22 protein-coding genes are annotated in these 25,197 nt (G+C 63.2%); 6 read left to right on the top strand and 16 right to left on the bottom strand.

Annotation, left to right across the window (positions count from 1 at the left end; translation table 11 throughout):
* Window positions 1-56: 56 nt before the first annotated feature.
* A complete protein-coding gene (gene alaS, locus LB568_RS13235) occupies window positions 57-2,723 on the bottom strand; it encodes an alanine--tRNA ligase (RefSeq protein WP_224730367.1) in 2,667 nt (888 codons plus the stop codon).
* Between the two features lie 275 nt (window positions 2,724-2,998).
* Window positions 2,999-4,099 (bottom strand): recombinase RecA, encoded by a 1,101-nt coding sequence (gene recA / locus LB568_RS13240; RefSeq protein ID WP_013895892.1) that lies wholly within the window; start codon window positions 4,097-4,099, stop codon window positions 2,999-3,001.
* Between the two features lie 280 nt (window positions 4,100-4,379).
* Here recA and LB568_RS13245 point away from each other — a divergent pair, with 280 nt between their 5' ends.
* Entirely contained in the window at window positions 4,380-5,324 is a 945-nt protein-coding gene (locus LB568_RS13245) for a carbohydrate kinase family protein (protein ID WP_224730368.1), read from the top strand.
* Window positions 5,325-5,397: 73 nt separating this feature from the next.
* Entirely contained in the window at window positions 5,398-6,315 is a 918-nt protein-coding gene (locus LB568_RS13250) for a pseudouridine-5'-phosphate glycosidase (protein ID WP_224730369.1), read from the top strand.
* A gap of 207 nt (window positions 6,316-6,522) precedes the next feature.
* On the opposite strand, the gene LB568_RS13255 is transcribed toward LB568_RS13250, so the two are convergent.
* Window positions 6,523-6,846, bottom strand: a complete 324-nt coding sequence (locus LB568_RS13255) for a TfoX/Sxy family protein (RefSeq protein WP_224730370.1) — start codon at window positions 6,844-6,846, stop codon at window positions 6,523-6,525.
* 92 nt (window positions 6,847-6,938) lie between these two features.
* On the opposite strand from LB568_RS13255, the gene LB568_RS13260 reads away from it, so the two are divergent.
* Window positions 6,939-7,436: a GFA family protein gene (locus LB568_RS13260; RefSeq protein ID WP_140573412.1), complete on the top strand. Its 498-nt coding sequence runs from the start codon at window positions 6,939-6,941 to the stop codon at window positions 7,434-7,436.
* 134 nt (window positions 7,437-7,570) lie between these two features.
* On the opposite strand, the gene sufA is transcribed toward LB568_RS13260, so the two are convergent.
* The 8 genes from sufA to LB568_RS13300 all read right to left on the bottom strand — a co-directional run bounded on the left by sufA (window position 7,571) and on the right by LB568_RS13300 (window position 14,980).
* The gene (gene sufA / locus LB568_RS13265; protein WP_140573411.1) at window positions 7,571-7,951 is read right to left on the bottom strand and encodes a Fe-S cluster assembly scaffold SufA; all 381 of its coding nucleotides are present in this window, start codon (window positions 7,949-7,951) and stop codon (window positions 7,571-7,573) included.
* A 104-nt stretch (window positions 7,952-8,055) separates the two neighbouring features.
* The gene (locus LB568_RS13270; RefSeq protein ID WP_023764153.1) at window positions 8,056-8,448 is read right to left on the bottom strand and encodes an SUF system Fe-S cluster assembly protein; all 393 of its coding nucleotides are present in this window, start codon (window positions 8,446-8,448) and stop codon (window positions 8,056-8,058) included.
* A gap of 5 nt (window positions 8,449-8,453) precedes the next feature.
* Window positions 8,454-9,698, bottom strand: coding sequence for a cysteine desulfurase (locus LB568_RS13275; protein WP_224730371.1), 1,245 nt, complete (start codon window positions 9,696-9,698; stop codon window positions 8,454-8,456).
* A 5-nt stretch (window positions 9,699-9,703) separates the two neighbouring features.
* Window positions 9,704-10,972, bottom strand: coding sequence for a Fe-S cluster assembly protein SufD (sufD, locus tag LB568_RS13280; protein ID WP_224730372.1), 1,269 nt, complete (start codon window positions 10,970-10,972; stop codon window positions 9,704-9,706).
* Between the two features lie 25 nt (window positions 10,973-10,997).
* Window positions 10,998-11,753 carry a Fe-S cluster assembly ATPase SufC gene (sufC, locus tag LB568_RS13285; RefSeq protein ID WP_224730407.1) on the bottom strand — a complete coding sequence of 252 codons (756 nt, stop codon included), beginning with the start codon at window positions 11,751-11,753 and terminating at the stop codon, window positions 10,998-11,000.
* Window positions 11,746-12,036: a hypothetical protein gene (locus LB568_RS13290; protein ID WP_224730373.1), complete on the bottom strand. Its 291-nt coding sequence runs from the start codon at window positions 12,034-12,036 to the stop codon at window positions 11,746-11,748. The genes sufC and LB568_RS13290 overlap by 8 nt, the downstream gene beginning before the upstream one ends.
* 4 nt (window positions 12,037-12,040) lie before the next feature.
* On the bottom strand, window positions 12,041-13,558 hold the full coding sequence (gene sufB / locus LB568_RS13295; protein ID WP_023776296.1) for a Fe-S cluster assembly protein SufB: 1,518 nt from the start codon (window positions 13,556-13,558) through the stop codon (window positions 12,041-12,043).
* Between the two features lie 243 nt (window positions 13,559-13,801).
* On the bottom strand, window positions 13,802-14,980 hold the full coding sequence (locus tag LB568_RS13300) for a cysteine desulfurase family protein (RefSeq protein ID WP_224730408.1): 1,179 nt from the start codon (window positions 14,978-14,980) through the stop codon (window positions 13,802-13,804).
* 237 nt (window positions 14,981-15,217) lie between these two features.
* Here LB568_RS13300 and LB568_RS13305 point away from each other — a divergent pair, with 237 nt between their 5' ends.
* Both LB568_RS13305 and LB568_RS13310 read left to right on the top strand, forming a co-directional pair.
* Complete coding sequence (locus tag LB568_RS13305) at window positions 15,218-15,892, top strand: alpha/beta hydrolase (protein ID WP_013895905.1); 675 nt, start codon at window positions 15,218-15,220, stop codon at window positions 15,890-15,892.
* Between the two features lie 43 nt (window positions 15,893-15,935).
* Window positions 15,936-16,604 carry an FMN-binding negative transcriptional regulator gene (locus LB568_RS13310; RefSeq protein ID WP_224730374.1) on the top strand — a complete coding sequence of 223 codons (669 nt, stop codon included), beginning with the start codon at window positions 15,936-15,938 and terminating at the stop codon, window positions 16,602-16,604.
* 12 nt (window positions 16,605-16,616) lie between these two features.
* Here the strand turns inward: LB568_RS13310 and LB568_RS13315 are convergent, their stop codons facing one another.
* The 4 genes from LB568_RS13315 to LB568_RS13330 form a co-directional block, all read right to left on the bottom strand.
* Complete coding sequence (locus tag LB568_RS13315) at window positions 16,617-17,387, bottom strand: phosphatase PAP2 family protein (RefSeq protein ID WP_224730375.1); 771 nt, start codon at window positions 17,385-17,387, stop codon at window positions 16,617-16,619.
* A gap of 75 nt (window positions 17,388-17,462) precedes the next feature.
* A complete protein-coding gene (locus LB568_RS13320) occupies window positions 17,463-19,112 on the bottom strand; it encodes an ArnT family glycosyltransferase (RefSeq protein ID WP_224730376.1) in 1,650 nt (549 codons plus the stop codon).
* Window positions 19,113-19,154: 42 nt separating this feature from the next.
* Window positions 19,155-19,487, bottom strand: a complete 333-nt coding sequence (locus LB568_RS13325) for a lipid-A-disaccharide synthase N-terminal domain-containing protein (RefSeq protein ID WP_023764145.1) — start codon at window positions 19,485-19,487, stop codon at window positions 19,155-19,157.
* Window positions 19,480-20,214, bottom strand: coding sequence for a glycosyltransferase family 2 protein (locus tag LB568_RS13330; protein ID WP_224730377.1), 735 nt, complete (start codon window positions 20,212-20,214; stop codon window positions 19,480-19,482). The genes LB568_RS13325 and LB568_RS13330 overlap by 8 nt, the downstream gene beginning before the upstream one ends.
* A gap of 309 nt (window positions 20,215-20,523) precedes the next feature.
* On the opposite strand from LB568_RS13330, the gene tyrS reads away from it, so the two are divergent.
* Window positions 20,524-21,777 carry a tyrosine--tRNA ligase gene (tyrS, locus tag LB568_RS13335; RefSeq protein ID WP_224730378.1) on the top strand — a complete coding sequence of 418 codons (1,254 nt, stop codon included), beginning with the start codon at window positions 20,524-20,526 and terminating at the stop codon, window positions 21,775-21,777.
* 7 nt (window positions 21,778-21,784) lie between these two features.
* Here tyrS and LB568_RS13340 read toward each other — a convergent pair whose 3' ends face one another.
* On the bottom strand, window positions 21,785-25,165 hold the full coding sequence (locus LB568_RS13340; RefSeq protein ID WP_224730379.1) for a DUF3971 domain-containing protein: 3,381 nt from the start codon (window positions 25,163-25,165) through the stop codon (window positions 21,785-21,787).
* Window positions 25,166-25,197: the final 32 nt, after the last annotated feature.

Raw genomic sequence — 25,197 nt, forward strand, 5'->3', positions numbered from 1 at the left:
CAGGACAGAGGGGGGCGCTGTCCTTCCAACCATTGCAATAAATTCAGCCCACTTGCCTACACCGCCTCGAGCGCCGCCTTCACAGCCGCAATCGCATCACCGGCCTTGGAAGCATCCGGGCCTCCGGCTTGGGCCATGTCCGGCCGTCCGCCACCGCCCTGCCCGCCCAACGCGGCCGAGGCGACGCGGACCAGGTCGACGGCGCTGAAACGGCCGACGAGATCGTCGGTGACGGCGACCACGACGCTCGCCTTGTTGTCTTCGCCAGCACCGACGAAGACGACGACGCCGGAGCCGAGCGACGTCTTGCCGGCATCGGCCAGCGGCTTCAGGTCCTTCGGCGACACACCGGAGACCGTCTTGCCGAGGAAGCCTACACCCGCGACCGTTTCATTTTCAGAGGGCGCGCCGGCAGCGGCACCGCCGCCCAGCGCCAGCTTCTTGCGCGCCTCGGTCAATTCCTTCTCGAGCTTCTTGCGCTCTTCGAGCAGCGTCTCGACGCGCGCCGGCACATCGGCCGGCGAAATCTTCAACACGGCTGCCGTCGCCTTCAAACGCCTGTCTTGCTCGTCGAGATGTCTGCGCGCGGCTTCGCCCGTCAATGCCTCGATGCGGCGCACGCCGGCGGCGACGGCGCTGTCCGACACGACACGCACCAAACCAATATCGCCGGTCGCCCGGACATGGGTGCCGCCGCAGAGTTCGACCGAATAGGGCCGGTTGGCCTTGGCGCCGTGCACACCGGTGCCCATCGAGACGACGCGCACCTCGTCACCGTATTTCTCGCCGAACAGCGCCATGGCGCCCTCGGCGATGGCGTCGTCGACGGACATCAGGCGCGTGGTCACCGGGCCGTTCTGGACGACGATCTCATTGGCCATGCGCTCGACCTCTTCGAGGTCCTCCGGTGAGATCGGCTTGTTGTGCGAGATGTCGAAACGCAGGCGCTCGGGCGCGACCAGCGAGCCCTTCTGCGCGACATGGGTGCCCAGCACCTCGCGCAGCGCCTCGTGGATCAGATGCGTCGCGGAGTGGTTCGCTCGCAGTCGAGTGCGGCGTGCGTGATCCACCTTGAGTTCAACGGCGGCGCCGATCTTGACCGTGCCGCTTGCCACCTTGCCGAGATGCACGAACAGCCCGTCGGCCTTTTTCTGCGTGTCGGAGATCTCGATCGAAAACCCTTCGCCCGAGATGATGCCGGTGTCACCCATCTGGCCGCCGGACTCGCCATAGAACGGCGTCTGGTTGACGACCACCGCAACGGCGTCGCCCTTGCCGGCGCTGTCGACGGTCTTGCCGTCCTTGACCAGCGCCTGGACGAGGCCTTCCGCCTGCTCGGTCTCGTAGCCGAGGAACTCGGTGGCGCCGGTCTTTTCACGCACGGAGAACCAGACCGTCTCGGTGGCGGCCTCGCCGGATCCGGTCCAATGCTTGCGCGCCTCGGCCTTCTGCTGCTCCATCGCATTGGTGAAGCCGGCAAGGTCGACCGAGATGCTGCGCTGGCGGAGCGCGTCCTGCGTCAGGTCGAGCGGGAAGCCGTAGGTGTCGTAGAGCTTGAAGGCTGTCTCGCCGTCCAGCATGTCGCCGGCCGTGAGTGTTTCCGTCGCCTCCGAGAGCAGGCCGAGGCCGCGCACCAGCGTTTTGCGGAAGCGCGTCTCCTCGAGCTTCAGCGTCTCCGTGATCAACTGTTCGCCGCGCAGCAGTTCGGGATAGGCCTGGCCCATCTCACGCACCAATGCCGGCACCAGCTTCCACATCAGCGGCTCGTTCGCGCCGAGCAACTGCGCATGGCGCATGGCACGGCGCATGATGCGGCGCAACACATAGCCGCGGCCTTCGTTCGACGGCAGCACGCCATCGGCGACCAGGAAGGAGGACGAGCGCAGGTGATCGGCGATGACGCGGTAGGACGCCACGGTTTCCGCATCGGGAGCGCGCCCGAGTGCGGAGGACGCCACGTCGATCAGGTGCCGAAACAGGTCGGTCTCAAAGACGCTTTCCACCCCCTGCAGGATGGACGCCATACGCTCCAGGCCCATGCCGGTGTCGATCGACGGGCGCGGCAGGTCGATCCGCTCCTCCTTCGTCACCTGTTCATACTGCATGAACACCAGGTTCCAGAATTCGAGGAAACGGTCGCCATCCTCTTCGGGACTGCCGGGAGGACCACCCCAGATGTGCTCGCCACGATCGATGAAGATTTCCGAGCACGGGCCGCAAGGACCGGTGTCGCCCATCGCCCAGAAATTGTCCGAGGTCGGGATGCGGATGATGCGGTCGTCCGAAAAACCGGCGATCTTCTTCCAGAAGCCGGCGGCCTCATCGTCGGTGTGATAGACGGTGACCAGCAGCTTGTCCTTCTTCAGCCCGAACTCCTTGGTGATCAGGTTCCAGGCAAGTTCGATGGCGCGTTCCTTGAAGTAATCGCCGAAGGAGAAATTGCCGAGCATCTCGAAGAAGGTCAGGTGGCGCGCGGTATAGCCGACATTGTCGAGGTCGTTGTGCTTGCCGCCGGCGCGAACGCTCTTCTGAGCAGTCGTGGCGCGCGAATAGGGCCGCTTCTCCAGGCCGGTGAAGACGTTCTTGAACTGCACCATGCCGGCGTTGGTGAACATCAATGTCGGGTCGTTGCGCGGCACGAGCGGGCTCGAAGCGACGACCTCGTGGCCCTCCCTGCGGAAATAGTCGAGGAATGTCGACCGGATTTCGTTCACGCCACTCATGACTGCTGCCTTTTTTCGCGAAAACCGCCGGCGACCCGGCGGAAATGGGCTCTGCTTTTTGCAGAGATAGATTCCAGAGATAGATTGGGCCTTTTAGCGGGCACGCTTCACCCTGTCCAGAAACACGGAATTGGGTCAATCCACCAGCTTGCCGGCAGCCCAAAAACAAAAACCGCCGGCTCGAAGGCCGGCGGTTTTGGACGCGGTACTAAAGAACTCGATTACATAAGCATTGGATCATAGGCAGGAATTATGGCCGAACTCCGGCCATTGGCCTACATTGCGCCGGCTTCATCCTCGAAACCGTCGTCCCCATTGCCCTCAGAGCCGCCATTTTCGAGGAATTTCTCGGCGATCAGCCCGGCATTCTGCCGCAGCGCCAGTTCGATCTCACGCGCCGTATCGGGATTGTCGCGCAGGAACAGTTTTGCATTTTCGCGGCCCTGGCCGAGACGCTGCGAATTGTAGGAGAACCAGGCGCCCGATTTCTCGACCACGCCGGCCTTGACGCCGAGATCGACCAGTTCGCCGGTTTTGGACACGCCTTCACCGTACATGATGTCGAACTCGACCACCTTGAAGGGCGGCGCCAGCTTGTTCTTGACCACCTTGACGCGTGTCTGGTTGCCGACGACCTCGTCACGGTCCTTGACCGAACCGATGCGGCGGATGTCGAGGCGCACCGAAGCGTAGAACTTCAGCGCATTGCCGCCAGTGGTGGTTTCGGGCGAGCCGAACATGACGCCGATCTTCATGCGGATCTGGTTGATGAAGATGACCATGGTGTTGGAGCGCGAGATCGAGGCGGTGAGCTTGCGCAGCGCCTGGCTCATCAGACGCGCCTGTAGACCGGGCAGCGAATCGCCCATCTCGCCTTCGATTTCGGCGCGTGGCGTCAGCGCCGCGACCGAATCGACCACCAGCACGTCGATGGCGCCGGAACGCACCAGCGTGTCGCAGATTTCCAGCGCCTGCTCACCGGTGTCGGGCTGCGAGATCAGGAGGTTTTCGAGATCGACGCCAAGCTTACGAGCGTAGACCGGATCGAGCGCATGCTCGGCATCGACGAAGGCGCAGATGCCGCCCTTCTTCTGGGCTTCCGCCACCGTGTGCAGCGCCAGCGTCGTCTTGCCCGAGCTTTCCGGCCCGTAGATCTCGATGATGCGGCCGCGCGGCAGGCCACCGACGCCAAGCGCGATGTCGAGGCCGAGCGAGCCCGTTGGCACCGTCTCGATCTCGACGACCTGCTCGTTCGCGCCGAGCCGCATGATCGAGCCCTTGCCGAAAGCCCGCTCGATTTGCGACAGCGCCGCATCCAGAGCCTTTGATTTGTCCACTGCCTTATCCTCTACAAGCCGCAAAGAATTCTGAGCCATGATACATCACCCCTTGGTCGTCAATGAAGGCCGGACAATCCGTAATCCCTACCATTTTGTACCTTTTTTGTTCTCGTTTGGCAAGAGGGATCAAATATCTGAAAAACAAGTGATATCCGGATTTGTTCTTTTTTCGTACCAAGGGATCGAACAGCAATGCACCTCGCATTGGGCCAGACAGCTCGATTGTTTCGGTTCGCCGAATCGCTGCCTTGCGTGCGAAACTCCATCCGCAGCCTAGCGCTTGTGCGGCAGGAATAACAAAGGGCATATCGCCGGCATGGTGAAATCCGCAAAGATACTGGCCGTGGGCGGCGCCCATATCGACCGGCGTGGCCAGGTGTCCGGCGCCTATGTGCCCGCCGCGTCCAATCCCGGCACGATGCGCGAGGATGTCGGCGGCGGCGTCTTCAATGCATTGCGCAGCACAGTGCGGCGCGGCGTGTCGGCCTCCCTGATGTCGATGCGCGGTGGCGATGCGGCGGGCGACACCGTTTCGCGCGCCATAGCGGAAGCTGGCATCGCCGATCTGTCGGCGGTGTTCCTCGACCGAACCACGCCGAGCTACACGGCGCTGATCGACCGCGAGGGCGAACTGATCGTCGGCTTTGCCGACATGGCTCTCTACGACCTGGCGTTTCCCAAACAGATCAGGCGTTCCAAGGTGCGGGAGGTGGTCGCTGCCGCCGATGCTATCTTGTGCGACGCCAATTTGCCGTCCTCGGCGCTGGAGCGGCTCGTCGCACTCGCCGCGGGCAAGCCGGTGTACGCGATTGCCATTTCGCCGGCCAAGGTGGTGCGGCTGATGCCGGTGCTCGGCGCGCTGGCGCTGGTCTTCATGAACCGGAGCGAGGCCATCGTGCTGGCGGGCGTCAACGCAAATGCCACGAATAAGGATGTCGTCGACGGGCTGCGCTGCAGCGGTCTCAGAAGCGGTGTGGTCACGGCAGGTGGCGGCGCGGTGCTGGGTTTCGACCAAGCAGGCGCCTTTTCGATCTTGCCGCCCGCCCCGAGAAAAATCGCCGATGTCACAGGAGCCGGCGACGCATTGGCGGGCGCAACGATCGCGGCCTTGCTGCGCGGTCTGCCTTTTCGCGAGGCCTTGCGCGACGGCGTCGCGGCGGCGACGCTGGCCATCGAAAGCGCCGATGCCGTTCCCGATTTCAGCGTGGCATCCTTCGTGCAAGCACTGGCCCTTGTGCCGGATGCGCAGGAAATGGCATGAGATCGGCAAATTCATGGTCCGCAGCGCCGGCCAGCGTCGAGATAGACGCGGGCGCTTCAGCTTGGAGATCCAGATGAACCCGGAAACCGCCCACCCCTTCATCGACGTCCACGCGCCGGTGGCGCGGGCCCTCGCCGCCGGCCAACCGGTGGTGGCGCTGGAAAGCACCATCATCACCCATGGCATGCCCTACCCCGACAATGGTTCCATGGCGGCGGACGTGGAAAAGATCATCAGCGACAGCGGCGCCGTGCCGGCGACGATCGCCGTGGTCGGCGGCCGCATCAAGATCGGCCTCTCGGATGGAGAGCGGGAATCGCTGGCCATGACGGGCGATGCCATGAAGCTGTCGCGCGCCGATCTCGGCTTCGCCGTCGCCCAAGGGCGCACCGGCGGCACCACGGTCGCCGCCACGATGATCGCGGCGCACATGGTCGGCATAAAAGTGTTCGCCACCGGCGGCATCGGCGGCGTGCATAAGGGGGCGGAAAAGAGTTTCGATATCTCGGCCGACCTCGACGAACTGGCGCGCACGCCGGTCATCGTCGTCTCGGCCGGCGCCAAGGCGATCCTCGACATCGAAAAGACGCTGGAGGTGCTGGAGACGCGCGGCGTGCCGGTCGTCGGCGCCGGCTGCGAAACGATGCCGGCCTTCTGGTCGCGGCAGTCGCCCTTCCGCGCGCCGCTGACCCTGCACAAGCCGGAAGAGATCGCGCATTTCTTCCGGACCAGGGCTGCACTGGGCTTGCAGGGCGGCATGCTGATCGCCAATCCAGTACCGGAAAACCACGAAATCCCGGCTGAGGAGATGGCCGGCTATATCGAGGCGGCTCAGAAGGCCGCCGAAGCCCTCAACGTCACCGGCAAGGCGGTGACGCCGTTCCTGTTGTCGAAAATCCTCGAACTGACCGGCGGCCGCAGTTTGAAGACCAACATCGCGCTGGTTGAGAACAATGCGCGGCTGGCGGCGAGGATCGCGAAGGCGCTGTAGGGCGGCCAATGTCGGCGGGACAGCACCCCCCTCTGTCCTGCCGGACATCTCCCCCGCAAGGGGGGAGATTGGCAGCTCACCTGCCGGCTCTCGCTTTCAACGTCTGCGATTGGCGAAGGCCGGAGTGACAAGCAATCTCCCCCCCTTGCGGGGGAGATGGCCGGCAGGCCAGAGGGGGGGCTGTCCCGCAACGTCCGCAAGTTGGCATCACTTCCCAGCTCTTCGCCCCGCCTCATACGCGCGGCGTGCCCACATCGTCATCTCGTCGGGATCATCGAAAGCACTGTCTGGAATGCTCCAATAGGGCATGGCGACCAGCTTGCCGTGGCGAGAGCCGGTGTAGGTCCATTGCTTGCAGCCGGCGGCTTCGAAATCGGGCGCGCTTTGTTCGTCGGCCTTCAGCAGCAATTCGCCGCGCAGCACGATGGCAACGATGACGCCATCGAAATAGATGCCCTTGCCGCCGAACAGCTTGCGGATGCTGACCGGGCCGAGGCCCTCGAAGAGTTCGGCGATGCGTTCGTTGTCCATGCCGCGATCATGTCATCGGCGTCAGGCCTTGTCATCGCCGCAACCAAAATCATGCTGACAGGTTGAAAGAGGATCGATCGGAGTTTCCCGCCATGCCTGCCCTGCTCAAAGGCTCGTGCCGTTGCAATGCCATCCGTTTCGAGGTGGAAAGCCACACACCGGTGCCGTTCATGCTGTGCTACTGCTCGATCTGCCGCAAGCAGCAGGGCGGCGGCGGTTTCGCCATCAATCTCGGCGCCGACAACGAGACCTTGAACATAAGGGGCAAGCGAAGCCTTGGCGTCTACAGGGCGGAGATCGAGGACGACGAGCATCCGCATTGCGAAGTCTCGACCGGCGAGCGCAATTTCTGCAAGAAATGTGGATCAGCACTTTGGCTCTACGACCCGACCTGGCCGGAGCTGGTGCATCCCTTCGCCTCGGCGATCGACAGCGACCTGCCGAAACCGCCTGAAAAGGTGCATCTGATGCTGAAATACAAGGCGAACTGGGTCGAGCCGGATGTCGGCAAAGGCGACAAGACTTTTGACGTCTATCCCGAGGAATCGATCGCCGACTGGCACAAGCGGACGGGGATGTGGGTGGAGTGAGTTCCTTCTCCCCGTTTTACGGGGAGAAGATGCCGGCAGGCAGATGAGGGGCGGAGCTAACTCTGGAGAGGCTGGCGCGGCCCCTCATCCGGCCCTTCGGGCCACCTTCTCCCCGTGAACGGGGCGAAGGAAGATCAGGCCGAAGCGCGTGCCTCGGCCAGCGCCTTCAGGTCGGCCGGCTTCAGCTCGACGGATTCGCCGCAGCCGCAGGCCGAACTCTGGTTCGGGTTGTGGAAGGTGAAGCCGGTGCGCAGCGTCGTCTGCTCGAAATCCATCTCGGTGCCGAACAGGAACAGCGCAGCCTCCGGTGCCACATAGACATGGGCGCCGTCGCGCTCGATGTGGTCGTCCTTGGTGTTGGGCTCGGTCACCAGGTCGACCGTGTATTCCATGCCGGCGCAGCCGCCCTTCTTGATGCCGAGGCGGATGCCATGCGCGTTCTCACGCGTGGCGACGATCTCGCGCACCCGGTCGGCGGCCCTTTCGGTCATGGTGATGACGGCAAAGCGTCCCATTCTTTTTCCTTCTCCATTCCATGCAGGTTCAAGGCCTGCCGAATGATTCCTCACCTAAAATGGTGAAGTTTTACCGCTGGCGCAAGTGCGCCTTCCGCTTGCACTTAATACCAGCCCACCGCCACCTGTGCCTCTTCCGACATGCGGTCGGGCGACCAGGGCGGGTCGAAGGTCATGTTGACCTCGACGCCGGAAACGCCTTCGACGGCGCCGACAGCATTTTCGACCCAGCCGGGCATTTCGCCGGCCACCGGGCAGCCGGGGGCGGTCAGCGTCATGTCGATCTTGACCGAGCGGTCGTCCTCGATGTCGATCTTGTAGACGAGGCCGAGCTCGTAAATGTCGGCGGGGATTTCCGGGTCGTAGACCGTCTTCAGCGCCGAAACGATGTCGTCGGTCAACCGCGCCAGTTCGTCGGCGGGAATGGTGGACGCCGAAACCACGGCGTTGGCGGCGGTTTCCGCGGTGGTCTCGGCAGTGGTGCTCGCGTCATCCATCATCGTCATCCGAAGAACTTGCGCGCTTTTTCAAGCGCCTCGGCCAAAGCGTCGACTTCGGCCCTGGTATTATACATGCCGAACGATGCCCTGCATGTGGAGGTTACGCCGAAGCGTTTCAACAGCGGCTGGGCGCAATGGGTGCCGGCGCGGACAGCGACACCTTGCCTGTCTATCACCATCGACACGTCATGGGCATGAATACCCTGCAGTTCGAAGGAGATGATTGCGCCCTTGCCCGGCGCGTCGCCGAAAATGCGCAGCGAATTGATGGCGCGCAGCCGTTCATGAGCATAGATCTTGAGGTCTTCCTCATGCGCGGCAATGCGTTCGCGGCCGATCTTTTCCATATACTCCAGCGCGGCACCGAGCCCGATCGCCTGCACGATCGGTGGTGTGCCGGCCTCGAAGCGGTGGGGCGGCTCGTTGTAGGTGACGACGTCTTCCGTCACCTCCTCGATCATCTCGCCGCCGCCCATGAAGGGGCGCATGCCCTGGAGAATGTCCTTCTTGCCATAGAGCACGCCGATGCCCGAGGGCCCATAGACCTTGTGGCCGGTGAAGACGAAGAAGTCGCAGTCGAGATCCTGGACGTCGATGGGCATATGGACAGCGCTCTGGCTGCCATCGACCAGCACCGGAATTCCACGCGCATGCGCAATGCGCACGATTTCCTTGATCGGCGTCACCGTGCCCAGCGCGTTCGACATCTGGGTGATGGCGACCAGTTTGGTGCGATCGGTCAGGCGCTTCTCGAATTCCTCGATGTGGAAGACGCCGAGATCGTCGACCGGCACCCAGACCAGCTTGGCCCCCTGCCGCTCACGGATGAAATGCCAGGGCACGATGTTGGAGTGATGCTCCATGATCGACAGCACGATCTCGTCGCCCTCGCCGATGTTGGGCATCCCATAGCCATAGGCGACCGTGTTGATGGCCGACGTCGTGTTGGAGGTGAAGACGATGTTGTCGGTGCTCGGTGCGTTGAGGAAGCGACGCACCGTTTCCCGCGCCTTCTCATAGGCGTCGGTGGCCGCATTGGACAGGAAATGCAGGCCGCGATGGACGTTGGCATATTCCTGGGAATAGGCATGCTGGATTGTATCCAGCACCACCTGCGGCTTCTGCGCCGAGGCGCCGTTGTCGAGATAGACCAGCGGCTTGCCATAGACTTCCCGCGACAGGATCGGGAAATCGCGGCGGATCGCCTCGACGTCGTAGAAATCTCCAATCTTGCCTGGAGCGTTCATCAGGATCACCCGTGTGCCACGAACCAGCTGTCGAGCCGCGCTTCCAGCGCGTCGACGATCGCTTCGTCATCCAGTTCCTCGATCACCTCGGCGACGAATGCCTTGACCAGAAGGCCCCGGGCACTCTTCTCGTCGACACCGCGCGCCATCAGGTAAAACAGATGGTCGTGGTCGATCTCGGTGACGGTCGCGCCGTGGCCGCAGACGACGTCGTCGGCGAAGATTTCGAGCTCGGGCTTGGTCGAGAACTCGCCATCGTCCGACAACAGCAGCGTGTTGCAGGCCATCTTGGCGTTGGTCTTCTGCGCATATTGATGGACGTTGATGCGGCCCTGGAAGACGCCGCGCGCCTTGCCCGTCACCACGTTGCGAACGATTTCGGTCGAGGTCGTATGCGGCACGGCGTGGTCGAGAACCATGGTCACGTCGGTGTGGGTGTCGCCAGCCAGCAGATTGATGCCGCGCAGCTTGAAATCGGCGCCTTCGCCGGTCGTCCTGACCACGATCTCCTGGCGCACCAGTCTGCCGCCGGCATTCATGACGAACAGGGTCAGCTTCGCGTCCTTGCCGATATGGGCCTTGAACTGCGCCAGATGCGTCGCCGTTTCCGGCTGTTCCTGGACGATCAGCCAAGTCACCTCGGCGCCCTCGCCGAGCACGAGTTGGCTGACCGAACTGGTCAACGCCGCGCCCTCGCCGGCCTGGCGTTCGACGATGACCGCCTTGGCGCCGGCGCCGACACGCACCGGCAGGCGTACATGCGTCTGGCCGCCGGCCTGCAAATTCTGCAATTCGAGCGGCTTTTCCAGTTCGGCACCGTCGGCGATGTCGACAAAATAGCCATCGGCGACGAAAGCCGTGTTCAGCGCCCCGATGGCATCGTCGCTGCCATAGGGATCAAGGCCCGCCGCGATGCTGCCGTTGGTCAGCTTTTCCGACAGGCGCTCAACGGTGACGCCGTCCACCGCCGGCACCTTCGCGTCGGACTTGCCGTTCAGGATCGCCAATACGGCCGAGCCTTCGACGATCGGCGCGACGGCCTTGGGGGCGGCAGCCGGATCGAAGTCCGGCACAGCGTTCAGCAGCCGCCGAAGGTCCGTGTAGTGCCAGGATTCGATGCGCCGCGTCGGCAGGCCGTGCTTGATCGCTTCGATGGCGTCGTCGCGCTTCAGCATCACCGCGCCGTCGCCCGGCAGCAGCGACAGCCGGTCGCCGAAGGCGTCGATCAACGCCGTCTCGGCCGGTGTCCGCTGGGGTTGTGTGTGAATATTCATCAGTTTGACCTTGCCTTCTGGCATCTCACGCGGCTTGCCCGATTACGCCGGCATAGCCGTTGGCTTCGAGGTCGAGCGCCAGCGATTTGTCGCCGGACTTGATGACCTGGCCCTTGTAGAGCACGTGCACGCTATCGGGCACGATGTGTTCGAGCAGGCGCTGGTAATGAGTGATGACCAGGAACGCCCGGTCCGGCGCGCGCAGCGCGTTGACGCCGTCGGAAACGATCTTCAGCGCATCGATGTCGAGGCCGGAATCGGTCTCGTCGAGCACGCAGAGCTTCGGCTCCAGGAGCTTCATCTGCAGGATCTCGGCACGCTTCTTCTCGCCGCCGGAGAAGCCGACATTGAGCGGCCGCTTCAGCATCGCCATGTCCATGTTGAGCGAGGCTGCCGCTTCCTTCACCCGCTTCAGGAATTCAGGGATCTTCAGCGGTTCCTCGCCACGCGCCTTGCGCTGCTCGTTCATCGCCACCTTCAGGAATTCCATGGTCGCGACGCCCGGTATTTCCATCGGATACTGGAAGGCGAGGAAGATGCCCGACGTGGCGCGCTCGGACGGATCCATCTCGAGGATCGACTGGCCGTTGTAGAGGATGTCGCCCTCGGTCACCTCATAGTCCTCACGGCCGGCGAGGATGTAGGACAGCGTCGATTTGCCCGAACCATTCGGTCCCATGATCGCGGCGACCTCGCCGGCTTTCACCGTCAGGTTCAGGCCGCGGATGATTTCGGTGCCGTCATCGACGATGCGGGCGTGCAGGTTCTTGATCTCAAGCATCATTTTCTACTTTCGTGCTTTTGTTGTTCTCGACGCTTAGGCCTCGACGTGATCTCCCTAAAAGCACGCCTGCAAGCTTGCCAGTAGCGAGGATCCAGCCGAAAAATCCCACCGTGCCTAGGCCCGCAATCGAACCACCAATATTCTTGACCGAACTCAAGCCAAGCATTGCGCCTATCAGAGCCACTACGGCACCTCCAATAGCCAGCGTCAGCGAGAGCATCAGAACGATGAAAATCGCGCTCTCGACTAGCTCGAAGAATTTCCAGGAGCGCCGTTCCATCTAACTACCCCACGCTCCCCTCGAGCGAGATGCCGATCAGCTTCTGCGCCTCGACCGCGAATTCCATCGGCAGTTGCTGGATGACGTCCTTGACGAAGCCGTTGACGATCAGTGCGATCGCCTCTTCCTCCGGAATGCCGCGCTGCATGACGTAGAATTTCTGGTCCTCGGAAATCTTCGAGGTCGTCGCTTCGTGCTCGAACTGCGCCGTCGAGTTCTTGGCTTCCATGTAGGGCACGGTGTGCGCGCCGCACTGGTCGCCGATCAGCAGCGAGTCGCAGTTGGTGAAGTTGCGGGCATTGGTCGCCTTGCGGTGCGCCGAAACCTGGCCGCGATAGGTGTTCTGCGAGAAGCCGGCTGCGATGCCCTTCGAGATGATGCGGCTCGACGTGTTCTTGCCGAGATGGATCATCTTGGTGCCAGAGTCGACCTGCTGGTAGCCGTTCGACACCGCGATCGAATAGAACTCGCCCTGGGAATCGTCACCGCGCAGGATGCAGCTCGGATATTTCCAGGTGATCGCCGAGCCGGTCTCGACCTGCGTCCACGAGATCTTCGAACGGTCGCCACGGCAGTCGCCGCGCTTGGTGACGAAATTGTAGATGCCGCCCTTGCCCTCGGCGTCGCCGGGGTACCAGTTCTGCACCGTCGAATATTTGATCTCGGCATCGTCGAGCGCGACCAGTTCGACGACGGCGGCGTGAAGCTGGTTCTCATCGCGCTGCGGCGCCGTGCAGCCTTCGAGATAGGAGACGTAAGCTCCCTCCTCGGCAATGATCAGCGTGCGCTCGAACTGGCCGGTGTTCTTCTCGTTCATGCGGAAATAGGTCGACAGCTCCATCGGGCAGCGCACGCCCTTGGGCACGAAGACGAACGAGCCGTCGGTGAAGACAGCCGAATTCAGCGTGGCATAGAAATTGTCCGACGTCGGCACGACCGAGCCGAGATATTTCTTCACCAGTTCCGGATGCTCGCGGATGGCTTCCGAGATCGAGCAGAAGATGACGCCGGCCTGCGCCAGTTCCTTCTTGAAGGTCGTGACCACCGAGACGGAATCGAACACCGCGTCGACGGCGACACGGCCCGACTTGTAGACATTGTCGCTGGCTTCCTCGAGCTCGGAAACATCCGTCTTCTGCACGCCGGCGAGGATTTCCTGCTCGCGCAGCGGAATGCCGAGCTTCTCGTAGACCTTCAAGAGTTCGGGATCGACGTCGCTGAGCGACGACGGGCCGGGCGTGCTCTTGGGCGCCGCGTAGTAGTAGATGTCCTGGAAATCGATCTTGGGATAGTTGACGCGCGCCCAGGTCGGCTCTTCCAGCGTCAGCCAGCGCCGATAGGCTTCCAGGCGCCACTCCAGCATCCAGGACGGTTCGTCCTTCTTGGCCGAAATGAAACGGATGATGTCTTCGCTCAGCCCCTTGGGAGCCTTGTCGACGGCGATCTCGGTCTGGAATCCATATTTGTATTGGTCGACGTCGATCTTTCGGACCCGATCGATCGTGTCCTGCACAGCAGGCATATGCGTTCTCCATCCACGCCGGGGTCAAGGCCCGACAGTTTTCAAACTATGGCACCGCCGAAATGACCGCCAAAGAAGCGCTCGCGGCAGCGTAAGTTCCATATAGTGCGTCTCGACCGGAAATTCACCCGGCCAGCATGAAACGCACGGCTCTACCAGGTCAAAAAGACCCAAAACATTTTAGTCAAGCATCGGATTTTCCCGAAAACCGCTACGCACTTTTCGGTCCGATGCTCCCAACCGCTACGCGGCTTCTTCTCTATCCGCCTTTTCCCTGGCGGCCTGCCTTGCAGCGATGCCCGCCAGTGCGGTCCTGAACAGCTCGATATCCTCGGCGCCCGTCGCCGAACCGATCGACACGCGCAAGGCACCAAGACTGTCACCGTAACCCATGGCTTTCAGCACATGGCTCGGCCCGACCTTGCCCGACGAACAGGCGGAGCCCGCCGACAGCGCCACGCCGGCAAGATCGAAGGCGATCTGCGCGGTTTCGGCCTTGACGCCGGGAATAGCGAAGAATGTCGTGTTGGCAAGCCTTGGCGCGCCGGTTCCAAAGATTTCCGCCTCGGGCACCAAGGTTTTCACGATGGCCTCGATCTCGTCGCGGCGCTTGCGCACCGTATCGATCGCCTGCAGCCCGTTCACGGCCTCACGCGCGGCAACGCCAAAACCGGCAATAGCGGCGAGGTTTTCCGTGCCGCCGCGATGGCCCTTTTCCTGGCCGCCGCCATTGACCAGGGGCTTGGGCATCATCAGGTCCGCGCCGGCGACAATGGCGCCGACACCCTTGGGGCCGCCGATCTTGTGCGAAGACAGAACCAAATAATCGGCGTAACCCGCTGACATATCGATCGAAACGCGGCCCGTTGCCTGGACCGCGTCAACCATCAGGACACCGCCCGCCGCCTTGACGATCTCGGCGATGCGATCGATCGGCTGGATGACGCCGGTCTCGTTGTTGGCGGCATGGATCGCGACCAGCGGCAGGCCATCGGCCTTGTCGTGACCGCCAAGCGCTGTGGCCAAAGCGCCGAGATCGGCAATGCCGTTGGCATCGACGCCGATGCGCGTCACCTGCGCCGCGGGAAAGCGCCCGCCATTCAAAAGGCAGGGATGGTCCGCCTCGGAGACGTAGAGCCGGCTCATGCGCACGCTGCCGCGTCCCATCTGCCAGTCGGGAGAAAGCAGCGTCGAGGCGGCTTCGGTCGCACCGGAGGTGAACACGACATGTTCGGGCCTGGCATTCACCAGCGCCGCCACCTCGCGCCTCGCCGTCTCGATCAGGCGCCGCGCCGCGCGCCCCTCCGCGTGGACCGATGACGGGTTGGCGGCAACATCAAGTGCCGCGACCACGGCCTCGCGCGCCGCGGCAAGCAGCGGCGCACTGGCATTGTAATCGAGATAGGCACGTTTTGCGGCCATTTTCGTCCAGTTGATCCCGTCAGAAGCCATTCGGTTGTCGTATGGCGTTATTTCCTTGAAATTCCAAGGCGAGCCGTCCTATTTACGCGGCTTGCGGCGCGGGTGGCCGGGCTCGACGTCTGGCCACTCAGTTTTGAACAGTTCTAAACTAGCTTCTAGGAAGACGCTCGCCCTGCGTCAAGGCCAGAGGAAGGTTCGTTCCGGGCGCCGCGCATTCGTATTACAGTGGAGTATTTCATGCCTGAGGTCATTTTCACCGGTCCGGCCGGCCGTCTGGAGGGGCGCTACCAGCCCTCCAAGGAAAAGAGCGCGCCGATTGCCATCGTGTTGCACCCGCATCCGCAGTTCGGCGGCACGATGAACAACAAGATCGTCTACGACCTCTTCTACATGTTCCAGAAGCGCGATTTCACCACGCTGCGCTTCAATTTCCGCGGCATCGGCCGCAGCCAGGGCGAATTCGACCACGGCACCGGCGAGTTGTCGGACGCGGCGGCGGCGCTCGACTGGGTGCAGTCCCTACATCCGGATTCCAAGAGCTGCTGGGTCGCCGGTTATTCTTTCGGCTCGTGGATCGGCATGCAGCTCCTGATGCGCCGGCCGGAGATCGAAGGCTTCATCTCGATCGCGCCGCAGCCCAACACTTATGACTTCTCGTTCCTGGCGCCCTGCCCGTCATCGGGCCTGATCATCCATGGCGACGCCGACAAGGTGGCGCCGCCGAAGGATGTGCAGGGCCTGGTCGACAAGCTGCATACCCAGAAGGGCATCACCATCACGCAGAAGACCTTGCCCGGCGCCAACCATTTCTTCGCCAACGACGCCGATCTGCTGATCGAGGAATGCTCCGACTATCTCGACCGCCGGCTGGCTGGAGAATTGTCGGATCCACGGCCCAAGCGGTTGAGATAGCAAAAGGGCGGCTGAGATAAGCAAAAGGAAGGTACGAGCGCGGATGTATGAGCCTCCCCAGTTCCAGGAAATGCGGCCGGATGTCCTGCACGGACTGATCCGGGCGCATCCGCTCGGCATGCTGATCTCGAACGGGCCGGACGGCCCGGTGGCCAACGCCATTCCGTTCCTGCTCGATGCCCCCTCTGAACTTAGTGAAAGCCTGCCGCCGAACGGCAGGCTGCGCGCGCACCTGGCCAGGGCCAACCCGCAATGGCGCCTCATCGCCGACAATCCGGCGTCGCCCGTGCTGATCGTCTTCCAGGGCACCGATGCCTATGTGACGCCGTCCTGGTACGAGACCAAGCGCGAGACCGGCAAGGTGGTGCCGACCTGGAACTACGCCATCGTGCAGGTGCGCGGCACCGTCAAGGTGATGGATGACCAGGACTGGCTGGCGCGGCAGATCGCGGATCTGACCGCCTCCCAGGAAGGCGTTCGCGAGGCACCCTGGGCGGTGACGGACGCGCCGGCGCCCTTCATCCAGTCGCAGATCAAGGGCATCATTGGGCTGGAGATCGAGATCGGCGAGATCCACGGCAAGTGGAAGGTCAGCCAGAACCGTCCGGTCGCCGATCGCGTCGGCGTCGCGCATGGACTTGAAAGCGAAGTCGCCGATTCGTCCGATATGGTTCGCCTGGTAAAGTCTTACGGTGGCCTGGACGGCAATTGAGCCGGCAGCGACCTATCGTTCCGGCGCAATCAGCCGGAACGATGCTTTGCGTACCGGCAGGCCCGCGGCTGCCGGGCGGAAAATGAAGCCCAGCCGGGCAAAGACCAACCCGCATGCGAGAGCGAAGGCGCAGCCGAGGCCGAAGCCGGCAACGGTGTCACTCGGATAGTGCGCGCCGACGAAGACCCTGGTCGAGGCGATGCAGGCCGTGACCATCAGGGCGATGGCCCAGCGCCGTGGAAACAACAGCAGAAGAACACCGAATACGGCGCCCATCGTCGTGGCATGGCCGGAGGGAAAACCGGCGAAGCGCGCGTCAAAGGCGAATGGATGCAACGCCAGGACACCAAAATCCTGGAAGTAGAGTGGGCGGGCGCGGCCGATCGCATATTTCAGGACATTGACCAGCAAGCCGGAAAGGCCAACCGAACTCAGCACCAGGAATGCCAGGCAGGTCCAGTTGTAGACGAGCATCAACGATCGCCGTGAAAGGCCTCGCCAATCGATCAGATTGGCCGCGACGAGCAAGAGCGCCGATGGGATCAGATACCAGCCGCCGAGAGCGAACTGGGTCGTGAACTCGGCAAACCGTGCCCCCGACCATTGGCCATGAACCATCCCTGCCGGTGTGTCGAGACGAACAAAGGCCGCCGCCGTCAGCAGCACCCAAACCACGATCCAAACCGGCCATGCAACGTCAGGGTAACGTGCTGGACGAACGGCAAAGCGCCTTCTCACGATCCGCAACGTGTCGCGAAAATTGTCGAGGGAGCGGCGTCTCACCGCGAGAAGCCTAGCGAAAGCGGAAGGGCGCGGTTTCACGAGCATTGGGAATTCGACCCTGTCATGGACCAGCCGTCATGGCGCCACACGATAGAGGCCGAGCGACAGTTTGTCTCCCGACGAATAGTTGAGGCCATCGACCTCGGCGAGGCGGTTCACGGATTTGCCTTGCACCGACAGCATGCCGTTCAGTTTCTGCTCGTCTTCGATCGGCGCCAGTCCCAAGCCGCAGGCAGGATCGGCCAGCAGATGCTCCGCCACGCCGCCGATATCGGTCAGCACCGTTTTCGTGCCCACCAGGAATACGAGGCTCGGTTCCTGATACCGCGCCGAGGCCAGCACCGTGGTATCGCAAGGCTTGTAGGCGCTCACCGCGGTCTCGATGGTCGGGCTCAGCCAGATCGGCTTCAGCGACGGCGCGATGACGCCAAACAGCAAGCCATAGGTGATGCCCGCACAGGCGGCGATGGCGCCGATGCGGGGCAGCGGGACCTGCAACTGCCGCGAAAAGGCGAGGTAGCCGGCGCCGAGCGCCGCCGCCGCGGCCGGGATGCTCCACCATGAGAATGTGTGCGTGAGGTAGATCGGTGCGCCCACGCAGACCGCCGCCAGGCCGAGGCTGACCACGACCAGGCCAAATGCCGTCGACCACCATAACCAGGTCTGCCAGCGCTTGAGCGGCGCATTGGCATCCTCGGACTGCAAGGTCAAAAGCCAGCCGATCAGCAGCGCCATGCCGGGATAGGCCGGCAGGACATAGTGCGGCAGCTTGGTCGGGATCAGCTCGAAGACCAGCCAGAACGGGATGTACCAGGCAAGGCAGAAGCGCAGCCTGGGGTCGTCGCGCAACCGGTTGAGGGCTTGCAGCCCGGCGCCGACCGCGATCAGGCCGAACGGCCACATGAACAGCGAATAGGTCAGCATATAGAAGCCCGGCGGCAGGCCGTGCGATTCCTCGCCCGACGCGACCTTGCCAAGCATGTCCTTGCCGACGGCCTGCTGCAGGAAGGCGCCATGGCTTTTCCAGGTGATCGCGGCGAGCCAGGGCAGCGCAATCACCACGACAAGCAGAAGGCCGCGCCCGATCCTGAGCTTCGACAGCCAGCGCCCGTCGCGCTCGAAGGCAAACAGCACCGCGATGGTCAGTGCCGAAAGCAGCGGCGCGATCGGCCCCTTGATGAGGATCGCCGCGCCTTGCGCGATCCAGAAAATCCACCAGAGATGGCCGGCGACCGGTTCTTTGCGGCGCGATGCCAGGTAGATCTGCGCCAGCGCGCCTTGCGCGGCCACGCAGCAGGCCAAAAGCATCGCATCGGTCTTGGCATCCCGCCCCTCGAAGGCGGTGGCGAAGATCGCGGCCATCACCAGGCCAGCGACGACACCGGCATTCGCTCCGAAAAGATTGGTTCCCGTCCACGCGATCGCCAGCACCGCAATGGCGATGCCGAGCGCCGAGACCGTGCGGTAGACCCAGATCGGTGCTTCAGCGCCCTTGCCGCTCAGCGTCACGGCTGCCGATTGCAGCCAGTAGATGCCAACCGGCTTCTGGTAGCGCGAGGCCTCCTGGAAGCGGATGTCGACATAGTCGCCGCTCTCCGCCATCTGCTTGGTCGCCTGGACGAAGCGCGACTCGTCGCGGTCGATCGGCGGCAGGGATGCCAGCCCCGAGGCCGTCATCATCAGGCTGAACAGGAAGAGAAGGATGTAGTTCCTGTTCAACGCCATTTTTGAGCCTCTCCGATCATGTTCTTCACGCACACGGGCCGCTCAATCGACCTTGGTCATCGCCGCCTTGCGCTCATTGGCGATCAGCCAGAGATTTCTGATGTAGATGAACAGGCCCATGGCCTGGCCGGCGATGAACACCGGATCCTGGCGCTGGATGGCGTAGATTAGAAGCAGGCCGCCGCCGAACAGCGAGAAGAACCAGAACGCCACCGGCACGACGCTGCGCTTGGCCTTTTCCGAGGCCAGCCACTGTACGACGAAGCGCATGGTGAAGAAGAACTGCGCGACGAAGCCGAGCAGGATCCACGCATCGAATTGCTTGATGAAGACCTGGTGAAGCCAGGTCCCCAGTTCCTGAAGCACGTTAAACACGCTTGATTTCCTCTACCTTTGGCATTCTGCGGCGCCTGCGGCGCAGCCACCAGACGCCACCAAGATCGAGCGCGCCCTGCAGGCCACGATCGAAGATGCCGTAATTCGATTTGCCGTGCCGGCGCGAACGGTCGACCACGTCGCAGTGCACGACGCGGTACCCCTCCTGGATGACCAGGGCCGGTACGAAGCGATGCGTGCCGTCGAAGAACGGCAGTTTGCGCAGGATGTCGGTATGAACAGCCTTCAGGCCACAGCCGGTGTCGCGCGTCTCGTCATGCAGGATGGCGTTTCTCAGCCAGTTGGCGAAACGTGACGCCAGTTGCTTGACCTTGCTGTCGCGGCGCTTGAGGCGCTGCCCCTGTGCGGCGCCGAAATCGGGGCCGGCCTGCCGCAAGGCGTCGACCAGCACGGGAATGTATTGCGGATCGTTCTGGCCATCGCCATCGATCGTGGCGACGATGCCGCCGCGCGCCGCCCAGGCGCCCGAACGCACCGAAAGGCTCTGGCCGGCGGATTTCCGGTGCCGCAATTCCCGCACCGGGAACGGGCGAAGACCTGCCTGTTCGGCAAGAACGGCCGCGGTGTCGTCGGTCGAGCCATCATTGACGATGATCAGTTCGAAGTCGCGCCCTACCATCGCCGCCTCGATTTCGTCGATCAGCAACGGCAGGTTTGCCGCCTCGTTCCGGCTGGGAATGACAATGGATATCAATGCGTCCGGCATGTCGCGTCGGGGCTCTGTCGTCGGATATGGCATGTTTTGAATGCCGTACGGTGCCGCTGGAGGTCGTGGGCTGCAAGAACCTTGTGGCGCGGCGCCTCATTACGCCAGCCGAAACGATGAAGCAAGCATGACGGACATCATCCGTGCGTGCCACAAAACCGCATCCACCCCCTGCTGGTCGCAGCCCCTCGGTTGGCAGGCAATCCGGCGCAAGATCGGAATTCACTTTTGCTGATCGCGCTTGGATGCTAAACGCGCCCGTTCACATACGCCCGCGCCGGACGGGCGGACGCTTTCGGGAAAGAAACCATGCCTGCCTTCAAATCCGACTTCCTGCGCACGATGAGCGAGCGCGGTTTCATCCACCAGACTTCGGATGATGCCGGCCTCGACAATCTCTTCGCCACGGAGACGGTGACGGCCTATATCGGCTTCGACGCCACCGCCAAAAGCCTTCACGCCGGCTCGCTGATCCAGATCATGATGCTGCACTGGCTGCAGCAGACCGGCCATCGGCCGATCGCGCTGATGGGCGGCGGCACCTCGATGATCGGCGACCCTTCCTTCAAGGACGAGGCGCGCAAGCTTCTGACCCCGCAGGACATCGACGACAATCTCGTCGGCATCCGTCGCAATTTCATGCCGTACCTCAAATTCGGCAGCGGTCCGAATGACGCCATCATGGTCAACAACGCCGACTGGCTGATGGAGATCAACTACGTCAATTTCCTGCGCGATGTCGGCCGTCACTTTTCGGTCAACCGCATGCTGGCGTTCGATTCCGTCAAGCTGCGGCTCGACCGCGAGCAGTCGCTGTCCTTCCTCGAATTCAACTACATGATCCTGCAGGCCTACGACTTCGTCGAACTCCACAAGCGGCTCGGCTGCCGTCTGCAGATGGGCGGATCCGACCAATGGGGCAATATCATCAACGGCATCGATCTCGGTCGCCGCATGGAGGACGCGCAGCTTTATGCGCTGACCACGCCGCTGCTCACCACCTCGTCGGGCGCCAAGATGGGCAAATCCGCCTCGGGCGCGGTCTGGCTCGATGCCGGCATGCTCTCGCCTTACGAGTTCTGGCAGTATTGGCGCAACACCGAGGACCCCGATGTCGGCCGGTTCCTGAAACTCTACACGACGCTGCCGTTGGACGAGGTCGCGCGCCTCGGGCAGCTCGGCGGATCCGAGATCAACGACGCCAAGAAGGTGCTCGCCACGGAGATCACCGCATTGCTGCATGGTCGCGCGGCGGCGGAACAGGCCAGCGACACGGCACGCAAGACGTTCGAGGAAGGCGCGCTCGCCGAATCGCTGCCAACCGTCGAGGTTGAGAACGCCAAGCTCGACGCCGGCGTCGGTATCCTGTCGCTACTGGTGACCGTCGGGCTGGCGGCGTCGAACGGCGAAGCGCGCCGGCATGTGCAAGGCGGCGCGGTGCGGTTGAACGACCAGCCTGTCAGCGACGAGCGCCGGCTGGTGACGCTTCAGGATCTGAGTCCGGAAAACGTCGTAAAGCTTTCACTCGGCAGGAAAAAGCACATTTTGGTGCGGCCTATCTAAGGCCGCTTCACCGGTATTCGAAGATCGACCTGAATATCCCCGGCGCGATCACCGAGAGCGGATTGACGTCGAGCACCGGTTTGTTGGCATTGCCCCTGAGCCGATAGGTCACGCCGATGAGGCCCCTGTCACGGCCGTTGCCGAGAAGCGCGCCGACGATCGGCAGCTCGCCGAAGATGCGGTTGAGGCCATAGACCGGCATGAAGGTGCCGGTCATGTCCATGTTGTTGTTCTGGTCGTAGAGGATGCCTTGGAAGGTCGTGCCGATACGCGGCCCCCGCAGCACGCCGTTGGCCAGCTTCAGATAGCCGCTGCCTTTCTCGATCTCGGCGTAGCCGCGCTCGAACTTGACCCGCGACGTGTCGAGCTTGCCCTTGACCGCCTGGTTGAGGCTACGGCTGTCGCCGGCCGGGGTGGTCGAGACGATGGAGGCGAGCTTCGGTTCGTTGACGACGAAGAAATTGCTGGTGTCGACCTTGCCCTTCATCGGCCCGTCGCTGGCTCCCGACAGTGCCAGCATGATCGACCCGCCTTCCATGTGCTCGTAGACGTTCAGGAACCTCAATATGGCGCCGGCGTCCGCGGACTGCACGTTGAGCGCCCGCTGGCCGCCACCGGTGGTGTTGCTGATGGTGATGGCGGCGCCAGAACTCGCCGTCGCACTGACCTTCAGGCCGTTCACCCGCGAGCCGGCCCCGCTGTAGTCGAGCTTCAGGTTGGACAGTTGCTCGTCGTGGAAACCGGTGAGCCGATCGACGTCGGCGCTCACCGAAATGGCGTCGGCGCCAGTGGTCTTGGTGGCGGTGTCGACGTCCGAGGTAAACTGCTTGATCAGCGAGCGGGCATCCAGGGCGTTGCCGCTGACGTTGACAGCATAGCCCTTGCCCGATCGCCTGACGGACACCGCCACGTCGTCGCCCCGATTCAAGGTAACCTTGCTGAACTTTGCCGACGACAGGGCGCCGTTGAGCAGGACAACGTTGCCGTCGATGGAGAAAGTCTTGCCGTCGAGCTCGAAGTCGGACAGCGTCGTGGTCTCGCCCGACTTTGTCATGACGAATGTAGCGGTGGCGGGAACCCCTGTCCCCTTGCTCCAGCCAGCCCAGGGAATGTCCAGCCTGGCATTGGTCAGGTCGGCCGAGACGTTCTGATTGCCGCTGCCGCTCTTGTCGATCGCGACCTTCACCGTGCCGGCAAGCAGCGGCGTCAGGCCGGGCATGGCGGCGGCACGGATCTTGTCGTCGAGCACCAGGGCGACCTTGCGGCTGCGCGCCGGCCCATCATCGGCCAGCGGCTCGACGAGGTCGAGTTCGGCCGGAATGCCGTTCAGCGATGCCTTGGCCGAGATCACCGCCTTTTCGGGATCGACCGTGATCGAGCCGTCGGCATCCGCCACGGTCTGCCCTTCGAACGGCTTGGCCAGTGAAAGGCCGGTGTAGTCGAGCGATACGAGCCAGTCGAGTTTGGAGCTGTCGACGCCGGACTGCAGCGGGATATCAGCCTTGACATGGCCGGTGACGCTGCCGGACAGGTCATCCGGCAGAAAGCCGACATGGCGCATGGCATTGATCGGTTCGTAGGAGGCCAGTTCGGCGACGGCCGCCGCGTCGCCGGCAACGTCGATGTCGAGCGCGCCGATGACCGGCGGGCGGTTCGCCGCCTTAACCGCCAGCGTGCCGTTGCTGGCCGCCACGGTGCGGCCGCTGGGCATGAAGACGGTGCCCGAGGACAGGGAGACGTCGACGTCATTGCCGTGGAAGGCGACGACACCGACGGCGTCGCGTATCGGCGGAATGCGACCGGCCGTGTCGAAACGCGTCCCGTCGATCTGGAAGCGGCCGAACACTTCGTCGGCGGAAAGCGGCACACCGTTGCCGAGGCGATCGGGCACCACCTGGAACTGGAGATTGCCGTCGACGACGCGGCCTCCGAACAGATTGCTCAGCACCCAGAGCCGCGCATTGCGCGCTGAAAACCACGGCCAGAGCTGCTTGACGTGGGAGACCAACATGTTGTGAACGTTGAAGGCGAGGTTGATCCCGGGCGCCTTGCCGTCGACGAACTCGACGGCGGCGGTTCCCAGCACTTCGCCACTGGTATCGGAACGAAGCGCGATCTGCTCGGCCACCAATTTGTGGCTTTTGGTCTGGTACACGCCGGCTATTCGCGCAAGGAAGCTCAACGCGGGCTCGGGTGACTCCGATGGCGCCAGCGACGAACCGTCGCTGGTCAGATCGTAGCGGTAGGCGGGTTCTTCGCCGGCCGCTCCCGACGCCGGCTTCGGCCCGATAGAGCCGGCGAAATCGAATGTCGACCGGCCGGTCTTGAACAGCATCCTGTCCACCTGAATCTTGTTGCTGCCGGCGACAAGCGTCGCATCGACCGCAACGTCCGCCGGCAGCAATCCACGTGTGCCGAGATCGAGCACCGACCCGGTCGACGACAAGGCGGCCGTCAGTTGCGACGCATTCGTGCCGGCACCTTCCGATCCCTTCAGCTTCAACGCCACGGCGCCCAGCTTCCCGGCGCCGGCCGTGGTGCCGGCGGGAGCCGCCAGATCGATGCTCGCTTCCAGCGCCGTCACGCGATGCGCCGCGACATCGCGTGTGGCGGAAGCGGCAACCTTGATCGTCCTGCCGTCGACATCGGCCTGTGACGAAAATTCCATGCCGCCCGGCCCCGACTGAACGACGGTGGCGTCGGCGATCTTGACCAGCTTGATCGATCCGGTATCGGGCAGCACGAATTCGACATTGCTGAGATCGATCCGGCGCATCGAATCTTCCCGCACGGCGTCGAGGGCGCGATGGATGTTGCCGAACACCGCGTCCGACAGTTTCTCGGGATCGACGAGGCCGTCCTCATTGCGCAGCGCGGCGGTCCAGTCGCCGCCGGAGGGCATCGCCGCCATGACGATGCGCGCATCGGAAATCCTGGCGCTCGTCAGCCGCACCTCACCCCACAGCAGCGGCACAAGGCGGACACCGAAGCGCACACGCCCGGCGTCGGCCATGGGCTTGCCGTCGTTCGTCTTCAGGCTGACGTCGCTGACCTGGAGCGCAACGAAACTCGAACTGTCGAGCGTGATGCGAGCGGGCCCGACCGCGACATGGACATCGACGCCGGCGAGTTTCTCGATGGCGGTTTCCGCCTCGACGCGCAGCCGGTCCGCCCCGATGCCGGAAAGACCGATGAGATAGACGGCTATCGCGACCAGCAGCGTGAGCGCAACCATGCCCGCGAACACGCGCGAAAGGATGCGAAGGCCACGTCCGATCCGGGCCTGACCAAGCGGCGGCACCCGGCACGCGGACGGCAAGGTCCCCAGGTCGGCGATCTCATCCCGCCTGAACCTGATCTTCTCGTGCTGCGGTTGCTCCTGATCCACGCAATCTTCCGTTGTACGAATTCGCTCGTGGA

Origin of the sequence: Mesorhizobium sp. B263B2A, from assembly GCF_020165775.1 — a bacterium.
Lineage (GTDB): Bacteria > Pseudomonadota > Alphaproteobacteria > Rhizobiales > Rhizobiaceae > Mesorhizobium > Mesorhizobium opportunistum.